Source organism: Raoultibacter phocaeensis (genome assembly GCF_901411515.1).
Taxonomy (GTDB): Bacteria; Actinomycetota; Coriobacteriia; order Coriobacteriales; family Eggerthellaceae; genus Raoultibacter; species Raoultibacter phocaeensis.
In genome coordinates, this window is the sequence record NZ_CABDUX010000002.1 from 1,034,516 (window position 1) to 1,050,462 (window position 15,947).

Annotated in this window: 16 protein-coding genes; 2 read left to right on the forward strand and 14 right to left on the reverse strand. The window is 59.1% G+C overall.

Going from position 1 to position 15,947, the window contains the following annotated elements; genetic code table 11:
• Positions 1 to 52 precede the first annotated feature (52 nt).
• The 12 genes from FJE54_RS12225 to FJE54_RS12280 all read right to left on the reverse strand — a co-directional run bounded on the left by FJE54_RS12225 (position 53) and on the right by FJE54_RS12280 (position 12,243).
• The gene (locus tag FJE54_RS12225) at positions 53 to 505 is read right to left on the reverse strand and encodes an FHA domain-containing protein (RefSeq protein ID WP_139653043.1); all 453 of its coding nucleotides are present in this window, start codon (positions 503 to 505) and stop codon (positions 53 to 55) included.
• 36 nt (positions 506 to 541) lie between these two features.
• On the reverse strand, positions 542 to 1,957 hold the full coding sequence (locus FJE54_RS12230; protein ID WP_139653045.1) for a D-alanyl-D-alanine carboxypeptidase family protein: 1,416 nt from the start codon (positions 1,955 to 1,957) through the stop codon (positions 542 to 544).
• Complete coding sequence (locus FJE54_RS12235) at positions 1,950 to 2,375, reverse strand: ACT domain-containing protein (protein WP_139653046.1); 426 nt, start codon at positions 2,373 to 2,375, stop codon at positions 1,950 to 1,952. The genes FJE54_RS12230 and FJE54_RS12235 overlap by 8 nt, the downstream gene beginning before the upstream one ends.
• Positions 2,372 to 3,682, reverse strand: coding sequence for a phenylacetate--CoA ligase family protein (locus FJE54_RS12240; protein WP_139653048.1), 1,311 nt, complete (start codon positions 3,680 to 3,682; stop codon positions 2,372 to 2,374). The genes FJE54_RS12235 and FJE54_RS12240 overlap by 4 nt, the downstream gene beginning before the upstream one ends.
• Before the next feature lie 22 nt (positions 3,683 to 3,704).
• On the reverse strand, positions 3,705 to 5,813 hold the full coding sequence (locus tag FJE54_RS12245) for a VanW family protein (protein WP_139653050.1): 2,109 nt from the start codon (positions 5,811 to 5,813) through the stop codon (positions 3,705 to 3,707).
• A gap of 174 nt (positions 5,814 to 5,987) precedes the next feature.
• Positions 5,988 to 6,644 (reverse strand): CDP-alcohol phosphatidyltransferase family protein, encoded by a 657-nt coding sequence (locus tag FJE54_RS12250; protein WP_139653051.1) that lies wholly within the window; start codon positions 6,642 to 6,644, stop codon positions 5,988 to 5,990.
• A gap of 147 nt (positions 6,645 to 6,791) precedes the next feature.
• Positions 6,792 to 7,169 (reverse strand): 4Fe-4S dicluster domain-containing protein, encoded by a 378-nt coding sequence (locus tag FJE54_RS12255; protein ID WP_139653053.1) that lies wholly within the window; start codon positions 7,167 to 7,169, stop codon positions 6,792 to 6,794.
• 6 nt (positions 7,170 to 7,175) lie between these two features.
• The gene (locus FJE54_RS12260; RefSeq protein WP_139653055.1) at positions 7,176 to 8,264 is read right to left on the reverse strand and encodes a hydrogenase large subunit; all 1,089 of its coding nucleotides are present in this window, start codon (positions 8,262 to 8,264) and stop codon (positions 7,176 to 7,178) included.
• 1 nt (position 8,265) lies between these two features.
• The gene (locus FJE54_RS12265; RefSeq protein WP_139653057.1) at positions 8,266 to 8,955 is read right to left on the reverse strand and encodes an NADH-quinone oxidoreductase subunit C; all 690 of its coding nucleotides are present in this window, start codon (positions 8,953 to 8,955) and stop codon (positions 8,266 to 8,268) included.
• A gap of 1 nt (position 8,956) precedes the next feature.
• On the reverse strand, positions 8,957 to 9,400 hold the full coding sequence (locus tag FJE54_RS12270; protein ID WP_139653058.1) for an NADH-quinone oxidoreductase subunit B family protein: 444 nt from the start codon (positions 9,398 to 9,400) through the stop codon (positions 8,957 to 8,959).
• Between the two features lie 13 nt (positions 9,401 to 9,413).
• Complete coding sequence (locus FJE54_RS12275) at positions 9,414 to 10,283, reverse strand: complex I subunit 1 family protein (protein WP_139653060.1); 870 nt, start codon at positions 10,281 to 10,283, stop codon at positions 9,414 to 9,416.
• 10 nt (positions 10,284 to 10,293) lie between these two features.
• Positions 10,294 to 12,243, reverse strand: coding sequence for an NADH-quinone oxidoreductase subunit 5 family protein (locus tag FJE54_RS12280; protein WP_180326805.1), 1,950 nt, complete (start codon positions 12,241 to 12,243; stop codon positions 10,294 to 10,296).
• 284 nt (positions 12,244 to 12,527) lie between these two features.
• Here FJE54_RS12280 and FJE54_RS12285 point away from each other — a divergent pair, with 284 nt between their 5' ends.
• Both FJE54_RS12285 and FJE54_RS12290 read left to right on the forward strand, forming a co-directional pair.
• Complete coding sequence (locus tag FJE54_RS12285; RefSeq protein ID WP_139653064.1) at positions 12,528 to 12,959, forward strand: MOSC domain-containing protein; 432 nt, start codon at positions 12,528 to 12,530, stop codon at positions 12,957 to 12,959.
• A 401-nt stretch (positions 12,960 to 13,360) separates the two neighbouring features.
• Positions 13,361 to 13,564 carry a cold-shock protein gene (locus FJE54_RS12290; protein ID WP_139653066.1) on the forward strand — a complete coding sequence of 68 codons (204 nt, stop codon included), beginning with the start codon at positions 13,361 to 13,363 and terminating at the stop codon, positions 13,562 to 13,564.
• Between the two features lie 84 nt (positions 13,565 to 13,648).
• Here FJE54_RS12290 and FJE54_RS12295 read toward each other — a convergent pair whose 3' ends face one another.
• Positions 13,649 to 13,903, reverse strand: a complete 255-nt coding sequence (locus FJE54_RS12295) for a GlsB/YeaQ/YmgE family stress response membrane protein (RefSeq protein ID WP_139653067.1) — start codon at positions 13,901 to 13,903, stop codon at positions 13,649 to 13,651.
• Positions 13,904 to 14,410: 507 nt separating this feature from the next.
• Positions 14,411 to 15,832, reverse strand: coding sequence for a hypothetical protein (locus tag FJE54_RS12300; RefSeq protein ID WP_139653069.1), 1,422 nt, complete (start codon positions 15,830 to 15,832; stop codon positions 14,411 to 14,413).
• Positions 15,833 to 15,947 lie beyond the last annotated feature (115 nt).

Here is a 15,947-nt window from a genome sequence, read left to right on the forward strand (position 1 = left end):
AACGGCCGCTCGTCTCGTTTCGATGACGGCGCTGCGCACAGCGCCTCGGTGTCTATGCCTCGGGACCCACCTGGTACAGCAGGCAGAACACGCCGATCTGAACGATATCGCCGTCTGCAAGCACAGCCGACTCGATGCTCTCGTTGTTGATCCAAACGCCGTTGTAGGAGTTCGCATCCGAAATGCGGTACCCAGCGCCGTCAGGGGCGATTGCAGCATGTTCGCGCGATACGGTCATGTCGTTGAGGAATATGTCGCATCGGGGGCTTCTCCCGATGGTCAGTTCGGTTTCCCCGAGTTTGAACACGGTTTCGATCTGGGGTCCGCGCACGATGCGCAAACTCGCATTCGCGGGCGGCTTCGGAGCGGAACAAACCACATCTCGGCCGCTGAACTCGAGCGGGGCAAAGCTCTGCGTCGATCCAAGCAGCTTGAACCCGCACGTCGGGCATACGGCAGCACCCGTTGGCAAAGGATTGCTGCAGATCGGACAATTATCGCTCATACTGCTACCTCGTTCGTATACTCGCATCCAGTGCGTTTACTGTGCGCTGGTCTTATCGATCACAAGCGGCGTCTCGTTGAGAAGCACGCTCTCGGCAACGCTGGGCTGTCCCGAGAAACCTCTGAACAGGCGATCCCACCATACGCCGATCCCCTGAAACAGGTCGGGCGCCTCGACGTCTTCAGCGGCGATGAGGTCCACCGTCGCCATGACCTCGTTGCGCTGCTTGAAGGTAAGCGTACCCACCTTCTCGCCCGCATGCACGTTGCCGGTGATCGTTTCGTATTCAACCGATTGGCTAATGTTGCCGTTCAGGTCGAATATGTCGATCGTCTGCTCGGGATCCGCCACCGTCGCCTTCACGGTGCAGTCGATCCATTCCGTATGCGCCACCTCGGCCACCACGGGCACCTCGGCGGAACCGTTCACGTTCGACACCGTCGTCATGTGCGCGTTGATGAGCCTGTAGTCATCAGTATGCTCGTAGACCCAGTCGAGAAGGGTCTGCGCATCGGTGAAACGCTGCGCTTCGGACGTGGAGTGGATGACGATGGCGTACATCTCGTCCCCGTCGCGGTTCGCAGCACCCGCAAACGACGGTCCCGCAAGCGCGGTGAAACCGGTCTTGATGCCGCAGGCGCCGTCGAAACCATTCTTGAGCATCTCGTCGGTGCTCTCAAGATACAGATCGGCCTTCGTACCGTCAGCGCGGGTAACGGTGATGGTCTCGTTGGGCGTTGCCACAATGGTGCGGAACACCTCGTCCTTCATAGCCGCCTGGGCCATAAGCCCCACATCGGAGGCACAGCTGTGATGGCTTCCCTTCCAGATGCCGTCATCGAGGCCATGGGGGTTCTCGAATACCGTATCGATGCAGCCGAGCTCGGCTGCGCGGGTGTTCATGCGGTCGATGAAGACCGCATACGCCTCATCGCCTCCCATATTCGAGTCGCCCGCGATCACCTTGCCGACGCTTTCGGCGATAGCGATGGCCGCATCGTTGCCCGAAGAGAGCAACAGCGCTTTGAGCGCGACGTCGAGCGTCATCGTATCGCCTTCGATGAGCGAAGCCGACGATTCGCCGACCGTAGCCGCTCGGGCGCTTGTGACGACGACAGTGTCGAGCGGGGCGCTTTCAAGGGCGACGAGCGCGGTCATGATCTTGGTGATCGAGGCGATCTGGGTCGGATCGGTTGCGTTGCGCTCGAAGTACACGGTGCCTGCCGCGTCCATGACAAGCGCGTATTCGGCATCGATGCTCGGGCATTGCGCCACCGAAAGCCCGCGCGAATCGACGCTGAGGCCCAATACGACGTCTGCTTTCCGAACATCGGCAAACGCACCCGAGGGCACGGCCGCCGACAGAGCGAGCGTCAATGCAAGTACGCAAGCTAGGAAGCTCGCGTACCAGGTGAAGGGTTGTTTCTTGAGATGTGCGTACCCGTTAGTCAATTGCGTAGATTTCCTCCGGTGCTACAGGCTCGAAGCCCGCTTCTCCCAATGCGTCCTCAATACTATGGTCGCTCACCTTGAGCACGTCAATGGCGTAGTCTTGGTTAACGGAAAAACAATAGCCGTACTCGATGTTCACGTCGTTCTCGTTGAAGAATTCGAGCAGATCGGCGAGCCCGCCTGGGCGGTTGGGAACCTTGACGGCGAGGACGGGCGTGAGCGTTGCGCGGTATCCCGCCTGCTCAAGCGCATCGGCTGCCGCTTCGGGCGTATCGCAGAATATGCGGGCCACTCCGAAATCGGTCGTATCGGCCAAAAACAGTGCGCTCATGTTGATGCCCGCATCGGCGATGGTGCGGCATGCGCTGGCCAAGCGGCCTTTTTCGTTCTCGAGGAATACCGTCAGCTGAGAAATCATGCCTGCTTCCCTTCTCTTAAGTCCACTATGCGCTTCGCCTTGCCCTCGCTCCGGGCGATCGTCTTCGGCTCGACGATCTTGATATCGACGGCGATCTGCAAGTTGCTCTTAAGCTCGGAGGCAAGGCGCCCCTTGAGCTCTTCGAGCTTGCGGATTTCGTCGAACGGGAACTCGGGCACGGTTTCCACCTGAAGCTCCACGTGATCGAGCGGGCCTTTGGTGGAAAGGACGATCTGGTATTGCGCCGCGATTTCGGGGAACCCTACGATGACGTGCTCGATCTGGGACGGGAACACGTTCACGCCGCGGATGATCAGCATGTCGTCGGTGCGGCCCACGATACGGTCGATTTTGCGGTGCGTGCGTCCACAGCTGCACTCTTCGGCGATGATGCGCGTCACGTCGCGGGTGCGGTAGCGGATGAGCGGGCAGCACTCGCGGGTAAGCGTGGTGAACACGAGCTCGCCCCATTCGCCATCGGGAAGAGGCTTCAGCGTGTCGGGATCGACGATCTCGGCGAAGAAGTGGTCTTCGGCCACATGGAGGCCGTTCGAAGCGGCGCACTCCATGGCGACGCCTGGCCCCATCACCTCGGAAAGCCCGTACACGTCGCAGTACTGGATGCCGAGCTTCGTACGGATGTCCTCGCGCATGCTCTCGGAGGCGGGCTCGGCACCGAAGATACCGGCTGATATCTTGAAGTCCGCTGCAGGATCGTAGCCCATCTCGATGGCCGTGTCGGCGATGAGCAGCGCGTAGGAGGGCGTGCACGCGAGTATGTCGGTGCCGAGATCCTTCATCATCTGGATCTGGCGCTTCGTGTTGCCCGACGAGGTAGGTATAACCGAGCAGCCAACCGCCTCGCCGCCTGCATGCGCTCCGAGACCGCCGGTGAACAGCCCGTAGCCATACGAAACCTGAATGGTCGATTCGGGGCCGCCGTTCACCATGTAAATGCCGCGGGCAAAGCAATCACCCCAGTTCTTCAAATCACTTGCCGTATGGCCGACAACCGTTGCCTGGCCGGTCGTGCCCGACGAGGCGTGGATTCGTGCAACGTCGCGCTGCCCCACGGCGAACAACCCGAACGGATAGGCGTCGCGCATGTCCTGCTTGACCACGAACGGGAATTTCGCCAAATCGTCGAGCGATTTGAGGTCGCCCGGTTCGACGCCGGCCGCTTCGAAGGAGGCGCGGTAGAATTCGATGTTGTCGAAGGCGTGCTGGACCGACCACTGCATACGTGCAAGCTGAAGCTCGCGGAGCTGCTCGATCGGCATGGTCTCGATATCTGGCTGGTAATACACTGGTTCGTACCTTCTTTCGCTTCTATGCGTTCCCGTTGCTTTCGGCGCCGCCTTGTCCGGCGCTTGATTCACTCTGGTCGTTCTTTTCTTCCCCGGTTTGCTCCTTGACGGGCGGTCCCTCAATTTTTACTTCGTTTATCGGACTGTATGTCGAAGAGAAAAGATCCTCATGCAGTATTGTGCCATTTTTATCCTTGACCATGCGCACAATCGATATCTTTCGGCCGTCGGTCCCGACCGTTTTCACATAACTGGTACCCGGAGCGAGGTTCTCGTCGACTTTCGTCTTGGTTTTGAACTTCTCGCCTTCCTGCCATTCGCCGATGCTCGTTTCCACTTGGTATTCGGGATTGACGCCGTAGAGGGTCGCCGTCACGGTGGTATCGGTGTAGCTCATCGCAAGAAGCACATCCGAGGGACTGTCGTTCTTCCAGACGAGATCGAGGTCGGGGTAAGCTACTGCAGCATCACGCCCCGCCGGGTAGCTTGCAATGTAGAGGGAATGGTTGTGCCGGGTGACGACCGGAAACCCTGAATCGTACACGGCGTTGAACACGGTAGTTGCTACCTGGCAGATGCCACCGCCGATCGCATCGACGAACTCGTCGTCGAGAATGGCTCCCGCGCCCTGGAAACCTGCCTCCTCGTTATAGTCTCCCGACGTGTCGTTGAACGACCAGGTTCCTCCGTCTGCTTTGATGATTGAGTTGTTGAGCAGGTCGGCTCCAAGGTGGATGTTGTGCTGGCGCGAGGAGGGTTCGGCGGTGTATTCGGTCGTAAACGTGGCGATCGAGCTGATGACGCCGTTCTCGAGCGCCTCCGAAAGCGGCATGGTATCGGGCACCTTCTTCTCCCCCACCTCGATGATCGGCGCAGAGCCGGACTGCGCGGAATCGGAAGACGCATCGAACAACGCGCGTTCGAGGTCGCTGACCGCTTGGCCCGCAACGGGGATGGTCTCATCGGTTTCGGTATGCACGATCTGCTCGTCGCCCGCGATTTCGAACGTCACCTTGATAGCATCGCCGTCGAACGTCGATTTGAGGTGGTTGATCACGATGCCCTTGGCGATGCTCTGATCGAGGTAGGGCTCGAGCGCATACGCATTTTCTTCGCCGACAACACGCGTTTTCACCCATGATCCGATATCGCTTGCCGACGCTTCCCAAACAGTCCCTTTGTAGGAAAACGTTGCGCCCTCGGATATCGTTTTGTTCACGAGATCGCATACGCGCTGCGCCTCGTCACGCGATATCTGGATGGGGGCATACTCGGTGTGGGCCACAAAGACCGCCCGTTCACCCGCCTCGGATAAAAATGCATCGTTGAGCTCCGCTTCGAGCGCTTCTCTGTCGACCATGTTGCCGTCGCGCCCCTCGGTGATGCGCGCCACACCGTCGCTGACAAGAATATCGAAGTTCATGCGGACCTGCCCGATGGCGGCATCGATCTCCTCCGCAAGTCCGTCGATCGCCTGCCAGTCGAACGTTGCCGTTGGCTTAAGGTGCTCGCCGAACAGAAGCGCATCAATGCGCGCGACTACCCCGCCCTCCTCGCGTCCAACGGCCAACGCGCGGAAGGCCAGCCCCTCGGCATCGAAGGTAGCCGAAAGCGAAGCCGCATCGGCCGTCCAAAGCACCTTGTTCGCCTTCGCCTCGTCAACCGATTGCTGTTCGGCAAGCGCATTGTTCTCGGCTTTCGCGAGTGCAGCCTCGATGTCTTCGCTTGCTTCCTCGTTGGCGAATATAAGCACCTCTTTGTTGGCGAGACGGGGCGCATACGTCGACTCGAGCAGATCGCGCGCCTCTTCGACGGATTTACCGCTGAGATCGACCTCCCCTACCGTAACCCCGGGATACACCTTCCCCCAGTTCACAGCTAAATCGATACCGAAGGCCGTTCCGAAGAAAACGACGATTGCGACCGCGATGACGGCCGCTTTGCTTCGGGCGATAGTGTGGAACAGAAACCCGAAGAACCTGCCGAGTGCGGAAAACACCATGGCCGCTATGCCGCCGAGAGTCAAGAAGAACGTCTTGAGCGCACCCGCGAAGCCCGATGCGCCGGAATTCTTGTTCGGCTCTTTGGTCCAAAGCGTCGTTTGCCCGAGCGGGTTGTGCGATCCGGGCATCGCGCGGCGTGCGCCTTGCGTGCGCGAGGGCGCAGACCGCCGGCCCGATGGGCCCGCATCCCGCTTCGCCTTCGCAGACGACGCCCCGCGATGACGGGGTGCGGGATTAACGGATCCGCCAGGAGCCTTACGCCCGGCTTTACCGGAATTCGGTGTTCGCTTCTGAACCACAGGCTAGACCGCTTCGTCGTCTCGGGCAGCTTTCATCTTTTTGATGGCCGCAGATACGTAGTACACCGTGGTTGCCAGGCCGAGCACGAGGCCCGCGTACACGAACCAAATGCCCCACGATACCGCAGCCGCGTTCAGGCCGGGCAGCCATGCAACGTCGATGAGGCCCGCGCCGGGAATGAGCGGCCAGTTGAGCAGCAGGCCCGCGAATCCGACGAAGAGCAGTGTTGTCGCGACCTTGCCTGCGTAGATGACGGCGACCCTGATTTTGTACTTGCTGAGAAGAAACGCGCCCCCTGCGAGAAGCAGCAGATCGCGCGCCAGTACGACGACGATGATCCAGATCGGGAGCCTGCCTACCATAAGCAGGCCGAGCACGCCCGCGATCATGAGCAGCCGGTCCACTGCGGGATCGAGCAGCTGTCCGAGCTTCGATACCGTATGCGTTCGGCGCGCGATCTGGCCGTCGATCCAGTCGGTCCCCGCTGCGAGGGCGTAGATGAACGTCGCGAGGATGTCGTAGCCTTCCATGAGAAGCACGAAAAACACCGGGATCATGCACAGCCTGATTGCAGATATCACGTTCGGGACGGTGAATACCCTGTTAGAGACAGGCTCTCCAGAACCGTCTGCAATCTGCTTGTCCGTATCCTTCGCCATGCCTCTTCTTTCTCAAACGTAAAACCGGGCCCGCATTCCACGGGCCCGGTCCGATTACTGTTCGTATAACGTATCCGATGCATTCCGCTTATGGATGCTCGCGCTGGCTCGATGCCAACCGGCATTCATTCTAGCAGGTTTCTTCGGTTACTCGGTTTCCTTCGCAGTTTTTTCCGTTTCTGTTGCCGTAACTTTCGAAACGACGTCGACGTACTTCTCAGCAGCGGGCGGCGTGTACGACGGATCCATGGAAAGGCACGATTTCGGGCACTCGCGCACGCAGCTGCCGCACTGTACGCATCTGAAGCGGTTGATCGACCAGGTACCGGCCGGCTTGTCGACTTCGATCGCCCCGGTCGGGCATCGTTTCTGGCAGATTCCGCACAAGATGCACGCATCGATGTCGTTGACGATATGGCCTTTGAGTCCCGCAGGGGCGGGTTTCGTTTCCACCGGATACAGGATCGTCTCCGGCTTTTTGAACATCGAGCCGAACGTCATCTTTCCCAGTTTGAAGCTTCCCATGCTGCCCTACCTTTCCGTGCAGCTGATGCAAGGATCGATCGTAAGCACGATCATGTTCACATCAGCGAGGTCGCATCCTGCAAGCGCGGTCGTCATGCCCGCAAGGTTTTGGGAGGTGGGCGTTCTCATGCGCATGCGCTCGAGGTACTTCGTCCCGTTGCCGCGCGCATAGTAGTAGCACTCGCCGCGCGGCTGCTCGACGACGTTGGCGGCTTCCGCGCCCAAGACGGGCGAACCCTTCACGGGAACGTCGATGTCGCCTGCAGGGATCTTCGCGATCATCTCTTCGATGATGTCGATCGATTGGAGCACTTCGAGGGCGCGCACCTTCACGCGCGCGTAGCAATCGCCCTGCGTATCGAGGACCGGCTGGAAATCGGCGAGATCGCCGTAGCCGCCGTTTCCGATGCTGCGCACGTCGTTGTTGACGTTGGATGCGCGGGCGAACGGTCCGACCATGCACAGATCGCGCGCGTCCTGCTCGCTGATGTAGCCGACCCCGGCTGTGCGGTTCTTGACCGACGAATCCTTGAGAAACGCGTTGCATATCTGCGCATACTCGTCCTTGATGCCCTCGAGCGTCGATTTCATATGCTCGAACTGCGAGGCGTCGATGTCGCGCACCACGCCGCCCACTTTGACGACGGAGAATATGACGCGGCCGCCCGTAGTCTTCTCGAACACGTCGAGCACGCGCTCGCGCAGACGCCAGCAATGCATGAACAGGCTCTCGAAACCGAACGCGTCAGCGGCAAGCCCCATCCACAGCACATGGGAGTGGATACGGGAGAGTTCGTGCCAGATGACGCGCAGGTACTCGGCGCGCTTGGGGATCTCGATGCCCATGAGGCGCTCGACGGTTTCGGCGTAGCCCATGGAGTGGCCGAACGCGCAGATGCCGCAGATGCGCTCGGCAACGTAGATGAACTGGTTGTAGTCGCGCGTCTCGACGAGCTTCTCGAGGCCGCGGTGGATGAATCCGATCTGCGGGATCGCCTCGATGACCGTCTCATCCTCGACGACCAAATCGAGGTGGAGCGGCTCGGGCAGTACCGGGTGCTGGGGACCGAACGGGATGACGGTTGCCTTTCCCATGCTACTCACCTTCTTTCTGGTCGGCTGCGGCAGGCTCCGCAGCGGCTGAAGCTTCTTTCTTGGCCGCTTCGCGTGCGGCTTTGGCCTCCATGGCGGCTTTGACTTTCGCCGCTTTCTCGGGATCGAGGTTCGCGATCTTGTCGGCCTTGGCAGCCTCAGCCGCAGCCGCTACCTTCTTGGCCTTCGCCTCCATGGCGGCGCGTACCTTCGCGGCTTTTTCGGGATCCATGCCGGCGAGCTTTGCCTCCATGTCCTCGGCCTCGCCGCCCGAAGCGCCCTTTTCCTTTGCCGCTTTCGCCGCAGCCAGCTTGGCTGCCTTCTCGCGCGCCTCCTTCTGCGCAGGCGAGATGACCGTCATGGGTTCTGACATGGCCACGTGGTAGAACTTGCCGCCGAAGTCGATCGCGATGCCCTCGATCTCGGCACCGAACAGGTCGTGGACCTCGTTCTCGAACACGAACGCCTCGAGGTAGATATCGGTGATGGAAGGAACCTTCGTCCCCTTTTGGATGCCCTTGACGGTGTACATCTTCAGGTCGGAGCCGAGCATGTAGGCGTACTGCAAATCCAAGCCGTCGTCGGTGTTCACGGCGAGCATCTGCACGTAGCGGTAGCCGCGCTCCTTCATGTCGGCGGCTAGCTGCTTCACGTCGGCCAGCTCGAGGGGAAGGAACTCTGTCTGCAAAGCCATGTTAAGCTCCTTTCTTCTTCGCCTCGAGGGCCTTGGCCTTCTCGTCCAAGATGCCCAAGCCCTGCACCACGGCGTCGATGATCGCCTCGGGCCTCACCGCGCATCCTGGCGCGTACACATCGACCGGGATCGCCTGGTCGACGCCTCCGATAACGTTGTAGCAGTCGTGGAAGATGCCTGCCGAGCACGCGCAGATGCCGCAGGCGACAACTACCTTGGGCTCGACCATCTGGTTGTATATCTCCTGCACGACTTTGATGTTCTGCTCGTTCACACTACCGGTGACCAAGAAGATGTCGGCGTGCTTAGGATTGCCTGTGTTGATGATGCCGAAGCGCTCGACATCGAATCCGGGGCAGAGCGCCGCCAACACTTCGATGTCGCAGCCGTTGCAGCTCGATCCGTCGTAGTGGATGACCCACGGCGATTTTGTTGCGTAAGACATATGCATACCTCCTTTACAGATACGCGAGGACGGCTATGTTGATGCCGCCGGCGACGAGCGCCACGACCCATGCCGATTTGAGCATGGCCTGCCACTTGACGCGAGCGAAGTTGTTGTCGATCCAAATTTCCAAAAAGTAGATGACGATGACGGCGACGACGGCGAGCACGAGCGAGAGCGGGTTGCCCCACACGAAGAACAAGCCGGTCCATCCGAGGAACAGGATGTTCTCGCACCAGTGCATGATCTCGACCTTCGCAAGCGTCGGTCCGCTCATCTCGGTCGTGATGCCCTTGACAAGTTCCTGGTGGGCATGGTGCGAGTACGACAGGTCGAACGGCGACTTGCGCAGCTTGATCGTGAGGATGAACAGAAAACCCAAGAACACGAGCCAGATGTTCGTGATGATGGGAGCATCGAGCGTAAACACGCCTGCGGTGTCGAACGTGCCTGCGGCCATGAAGAACCCGACGGCCATGAAGAGCACCATGGGCTCGTACGCCATAACCTGCAGCGTCTCACGTCCGGCGCCGATTTCGGCATAGGGCGAGCGCGTGGAGTAGGCGGCCACGATGAAGAACAGAGCGGACAGCGTGATCACGAACACGCTCATGAGCAGGTTCCCGCCGCTGAAGAAGATACCGCCGGCGAGGATGGTGAACACGAGCGCGCATGTGATGTAGGCGCCCTCGGACGAGTTGACGCTTACGTTTTCCTTCGACAGGAGCTTGCGCACGTCGTAGTAGGGCTGGAGCAGCGGGGGTCCCACCCTGCCCTGCATGCGGGCGGATATCTTGCGGTCGAGACCGGCGAGCAGGCATCCGAGCACAGGGGCGATGACGGCGAAGGCTATGGTTGCGATGATAACGGCGATGATATTCATGTCAGCCTCCTTACAACAAGCCCGGTAGGCTGACAGCGGCGACGGCTGCAACCGCCAGAGCCGCGACGATCAGAAACGTGCACATGATCGTGCCGACCGGCGCGATGAGCTTTTCGCCGAAGATGGAATCGAGGTACATGTTGCGCGACGTGGCCTTCGTCTCCTGGGAGAGCGAGTTTTGGAACGTGCGCTCCTTGTTGTCGATGCTGACGCCCGAAAGGTACACGTCGACTTTGCGCGCCTTGCTCTTGCCGATGCCGGCGAACAGCACGATGACGATGAACACGACGGCGACGCTCGCAATCCAGAGGTTGTCGGCCGCAATGCCCATGGCGACGGTTCCGTAGACGCTGTAGATGTACGGTTCGACGATGGCCCATGAGATGGCGGGGATCGCGATGCAGCAGGCGATCACGAGCACGGCCATGAGCGCGATCGATACCCATTCCGAGCGGTGCACGGTCATTTCCACGTTCTCGGGTTCGGCGGCGATGCCAGAGAGCTTGCCGAGCCATTTGCCCCAGAACATGAACGTGGCTGCAGAACCGAACGCGAGCAGGATGATGAGCGCGATGTTGCCCGTGTCGACGAACGAAACGAGCGTGGCCCACTTGGCGATAAGCATGCCGAACGGCGCGATGAACATGCACATGATGCCGAGCATCATGAAGCGGGCGAGGCGCGGCATGCGCTCGAACATGAGGTCCATGTCCTCGATGTCGCGGCTGCCGATATGGTGCTCAGCCGTGCCAACGCAGAGGAACAGAAGCGATTTGGCGATCGCATGGAACAGGACGAGGAAGGTGGCGGCCCATACCGCTTCGGGGGTGCCAACGCCCGCGCAGGCCGTGATGAGGCCAAGGTTCGCGATCGTGGAGTACGCGAGCACGCGCTTGGCGTTGCTCTGCGAGATGGCCATGAACGAGCAGAGGGCGAACGTGATGCCGCCGACGAGCACGACCATGAGGCTCGGTATGGCGGTCATGAAGTTGCCTTGCGAGGATGCGGTTCCCGCGAAGAAGATGGGAGCGAGCTTGACGAGCATGAACACGCCCGCCTTCACCATCGTGGAGGAATGCAGAAGCGCGCTTGTGGGGGTCGGGGCGACCATGGCACCCAAAAGCCACGAATGGAACGGCATCTGCGCGGCTTTCGTGATGCCCGCGAACGCGAGGCAGGTAACCGGCAGGATGACGACGCCCGGATTCTGAATACCGAACACGATGAAATCGACGAACGAAAGCGTGCCTAAGCCGATGACCATGAAGTACAGGGCGGCGAGGAATCCCAGGCCACCGAGGATGTTCATGATGATCTGGCGGAAGGCGTTCTTGATCGCTTCGTCGGTCTTCGTGTAGCCGATGAGCAGAAACGAGCAGACCGTCGTGATTTCCCATGCGGCGAACAGCCACATCATGTTGTTGGAGAACACGATGCCGAACATGGCCGCGAGGAACAAAAACATGAGCGCGAAGAACGTCGGACGGCGGTCGGGCTCGTCTTCATGGTGCTTCTGGAAGTCTTCCATGTAGCCGATCGCATACACGCAGATGCCCGAGCCGACGATGCCGATGATGAGCGCCATCAGAAGCGACAATGAGTCGAGATAGAGCCCGTAGGCGACGGTTACATGGTGGGCGAACCCGAATTCGAGCACGAGCGTGCCGACTACCTGGATGACGGCGAGCACCGATGCAAGCACGTTTTTGTACTTGATACCGTAGGCGAGTATGACAACGGCTATCAGGATGCTAATGCCCGTGCAGACGTAGTCGATGATTGGCGAGGTGTACTCGAAGTACACGCCCCCCGCCCCAAGATAGGTTGCGACAAGCAGCACGGATGCGAGGCCGATTACGAGAGCCGAAACGCTGACAATCACTTTTCGCGCTTGATTGTTCTTGACGATAAGCAGTATCGCCGCAACAACCAGCGGGAAAAGGATTAAAAATCCAAGCATACCCACGTGGCTTCCCCCTTCGATGAAAAGTGCTTCCTTACAATAAAGGCGACTTACGCCGCCACCGCAACTCTAACAAAGAAGAAACCTCGGGCAATCACGATGCCCAAGACGTGGGGTTTTTAATCGGTCAACGGGATTTCGGCGGTAGCCTTTTCGTCTGGATCGGTCGATTATCGGAGGTGGACGGCGTTCGATCGGTCTTCCTAATAACCTAGAGTTATGCTAGGATATTGGTTTAGCTATTCTGGGATGAGATTATTTCAGTCAAGAAAGGATCTGCGATGGGAACCGTAAAGGCCGTATGCGTGAGCGATGTGAAGGGCGTGCAGAAAGAAAACGTCGGTTCGGCGATCGTCCAGGAGAACTTCGGTATCGTCGGCGACGCCCACGCCGGAGCCTGGCACCGACAGGTAAGCCTGCTGTCCTTCGAGAGCATCGAGGATTTCAAAGCGCGCGGGGCCGACGTGACTGACGGCTCGTTCGGCGAAAACCTCATCGTCGAGGGTATTGACGTGAAGACGCTGCCCGTCGGCTCGAAGCTTGCCTGCAACGACATCCTTTTGGAGATAACGCAGATCGGCAAACAATGTCACAGCCATTGCGCGATCTACCACACCATGGGCGACTGCATCATGCCCCGCGAAGGCGTATTCGCCAAAGTACTTGCAGGTGGAACCGTGCGCTCAGGCGATGCGATCGAAGTATGCGGGTAAGATAAACTTTCCCGTACCGCCTGCACCGCAATGGTGCCGCTCGATCCCGTGAAAAATCCCGTGAAAACAATGCTGCTGTCCTTTGGCCACCTCTCACAGCAGTCGCGTGGACATCTTGCAGAGCACCGCTTGTGTGACTTGAAGAGCAGCCCTTGGACTTGCAGAGCAGCCGCTTGGCCACCTTGAACAGCAGCCCTTGTGCGACTTGAAAAGCAGGCTTAGCCATCTTGAAGAAGTGTTCATCTCGTGTGGACCTGCGTCATTATCGCCGCGCTCCCCCGCTACACCGCAAAGGGGCGTAGACTCGTGTACGCGGCAAAGGGCCGCTTTTATCGGCAACGCGTTCAACATGGTTGCAAGCGTTACCAGCATTGCCCTGCGGGGTAGGAAGTTAGGTTTACATGTCAACAGGTACAGTCAAGTGGTTTAGCTCTGAAAAAGGTTACGGCTTCATCTCTCAGGAACAGGGCGAAGACCTCTTCGTTCATTTCAGCGAGATCCAGGGCGACGGCTTCAAAAATCTCGAAGAGCACGCGCAGGTCGAATTCGTGATCGCCAAGGGTTCCAACGGCAAGAACCAGGCAACCCAGGTTCGCACCATCTAAGCTCATTGAACATACTATAAAGAAAACGGCCCTTAAGGGCCGTTTTCTTTTGCCTATCTGTTCGGAAGGCACTGCCGAGAAGGGTTAAGCAGTGCGCCTTCCTGTGAACAGGTTGATGATCGCGATGAGGATGATCGATCCGATAAGCGCGACCACGAACGACCAGATGTTGAATCCAGTGAATCCGGTGGCGCCGAAGAAGCTCATGACGAACCCGCCTATCAAGGCCCCGATGATGCCCGTCACGATGTTCTTGACCAGTCCGCCGTCGCTCTTCATGATCATGTTGCCTACCCAGCCTGCGAGTCCGCCGATCACGATCCATACGATAATGCTCATGTTCTCGCTCCTTTCCGTTTGTCGGTTTGCTCAGTGCATACCTTATGGTAGTGCGGCGGCTGCAAGCGAATGAGCAGAAACGGCATTCGTACCTATCCCGTATGCGGCTCGTTTTCAGCTGAAAACCGAACGGCAATCGTCCCGTCATCATCGGGCGAGAAGCCCTTACGCCAGGTGTTCCGCACACCGGGCAGGGATAGCGGAAGCCGTACCACTGGACCGGTTATTCGAGACGTACGAACAAACCCCCTCGGTTAGCAACAATCGTGCCATATGGCACGATCTTGGAATCGGCTTTCAGAAGGTGCGAAAAGCCGTGAGCCTCTGACGTGGGGTTATCGAAAAAGCGAGCTTTCGGCTTACCTTCGCCCTGCCCTTTTCCGAGCAACAATCGTGCCATATGGCACGATCATCGGCATGCACCAGCGAACCGTGCACGAAAAAAGCCGCCCGAGAGCGTTTCTCGGGCGGCGGGAAAAATCCAGGTGGCGCAGCTGGGATCAGCTATTAGGCGCTGTGTTTGCGGCGAAGAGCTGCGGCACCTGCCAAGGCTACGACAGACATGCCAAGCGCACCTGCGAGAGGAGCTGCATCCAAGGGGTCGCCGGTCTCTGCAAGCTTGGCATCGTCGGCATCGCCACCGCCAATGCTCTTGGTTACGGTGAAGTCAAGAGAAGCCTCACGATCGCCCGTGTAAGCAAGCATGATCGTGTGCTTGCCTGAAGAAAGCGTATCCAAGTAGGCTGGTTTCAAAGTTATGATAGTGCTACCCGATTTCGCATCGTAGTTCTTCGGGTCAACAACCTTGCCGTCAACGAGCACCCGCAATAGATCCTCCAAGGGAAGCGAACACGTGAAGGTGAGAGCGCTGCCGCTGCCTACCTGATGGGTGCCGCTGCCATCGACCTTAATGTCATGCTTGGCAGAGTCGCTTTTATTGGCTTCGCCGGTCACCTTGATGGTGGCGTTGCCCGTGAAGCCGCTGACTAGGTACACGTAGGTGTTGTCGCCGTCCTTGCGCACGAACTTCCACTTCGCGCCGGTAACCTCGACGCTCGGCTCGGTGACGACTGTTTTATCGCCATCAAACACCACAGTGAGCAGGGACTCCGAGTCGGGGCCGAAGCCGTTGTCTGGATTCAGGTAGGCCTTGCCGCCCGTAAGGCCCGCGATGTCGAGTTTCGCGGTCCAGGCGTCCACGGCCTCGCCCTCGACCGTGACGACGGCGTCCTTCGTGAACTCAGAGATGGTGCCGATATAGGAGCCGTCCGGGAACTTCTGCAGCGCGTACTTGACGGTGGCACCATCCACGGTCATCGTCGGGGCGGCGTCGAAGCGCTTGTTCTTGTCCGGTTTGATGGTGACCTTCACGAGGTCGTCGGGCTGGATGTAGGCCTCCTTGTCGAGCTTGACGGTCGCGCCCTTGAGGTTATCGGTGCTGAGAGACGCGGTGTACGGGGCCGACGCAGTGCCGCCCGACACCGTGATGGTAACGTCGCCGGTAGGGTTCTTGTATTTGGCGAGATAGCAGTTGGCATCGGTTCCACTCACCCACATGGGAGCTATCTCTACGTCCTTCATCCCCGTTACGGTAATCTCCGGGGCATTCTCGAAGGGCTGGCCGTCGTCGGGGAAGATGTTGAGGGAGATCTCGCCCCCGAGTCTTACTGCGTCATTCGGGACAACATCCAGCTTGGCGCCGTGGAGGCCGCTCTTGTTGACCGTGATGTTGTACGTAGGCGCAACACCTGTAAGTTCGAGTCGCCATGATTCAGCGCCATCCTCGAAAAGGTTAGCCTTCCACCTGGTGTAGGTAACCTCATCTGCCTTGCTTTCTACAGTGTAAGGATAGCTAGCAGCTACGGTCTCGATTTCCTGTCCATTGTGATCTTGGTAGGTGACTTGGGTCAAAGGGCGATTGCCATTCACGAAAACGTCGCCCTCTACAACAGGCCGGTTGGCGATCCACGTGCCATTATCACCAGTTCCTGCCACTGGCCCGACTATATCGTAATTAGCTCCCCACGCCTTCGTTGCGGGGATC

Bases quoted from the DNA above. Each gene is read 5' to 3' on its own strand.
- FJE54_RS12285 (WP_139653064.1), top strand. From the start codon at position 12,528: ATGGGAACCGTAAAGGCCGTATGCGTGAGCGATGTGAAGGGCGTGCAG.
- FJE54_RS12225 (WP_139653043.1), bottom strand. From the start codon at position 505: ATGAGCGATAATTGTCCGATCTGCAGCAATCCTTTGCCAACGGGTGCT.
- FJE54_RS12260 (WP_139653055.1), bottom strand. From the start codon at position 8,264: ATGGGAAAGGCAACCGTCATCCCGTTCGGTCCCCAGCACCCGGTACTG.
- FJE54_RS12295 (WP_139653067.1), bottom strand. From the start codon at position 13,903: ATGAGCATTATCGTATGGATCGTGATCGGCGGACTCGCAGGCTGGGTA.
- FJE54_RS12270 (WP_139653058.1), bottom strand. From the start codon at position 9,400: ATGTCTTACGCAACAAAATCGCCGTGGGTCATCCACTACGACGGATCG.
- FJE54_RS12290 (WP_139653066.1), top strand. From the start codon at position 13,361: ATGTCAACAGGTACAGTCAAGTGGTTTAGCTCTGAAAAAGGTTACGGC.
- FJE54_RS12245 (WP_139653050.1), bottom strand. From the start codon at position 5,813: ATGCCCGGATCGCACAACCCGCTCGGGCAAACGACGCTTTGGACCAAA.
- FJE54_RS12265 (WP_139653057.1), bottom strand. From the start codon at position 8,955: ATGGCTTTGCAGACAGAGTTCCTTCCCCTCGAGCTGGCCGACGTGAAG.
- FJE54_RS12280 (WP_180326805.1), bottom strand. From the start codon at position 12,243: ATGCTTGGATTTTTAATCCTTTTCCCGCTGGTTGTTGCGGCGATACTG.
- FJE54_RS12275 (WP_139653060.1), bottom strand. From the start codon at position 10,283: ATGAATATCATCGCCGTTATCATCGCAACCATAGCCTTCGCCGTCATC.
- FJE54_RS12235 (WP_139653046.1), bottom strand. From the start codon at position 2,375: ATGATTTCTCAGCTGACGGTATTCCTCGAGAACGAAAAAGGCCGCTTG.
- FJE54_RS12255 (WP_139653053.1), bottom strand. From the start codon at position 7,169: ATGGGAAGCTTCAAACTGGGAAAGATGACGTTCGGCTCGATGTTCAAA.
- FJE54_RS12250 (WP_139653051.1), bottom strand. From the start codon at position 6,644: ATGGCGAAGGATACGGACAAGCAGATTGCAGACGGTTCTGGAGAGCCT.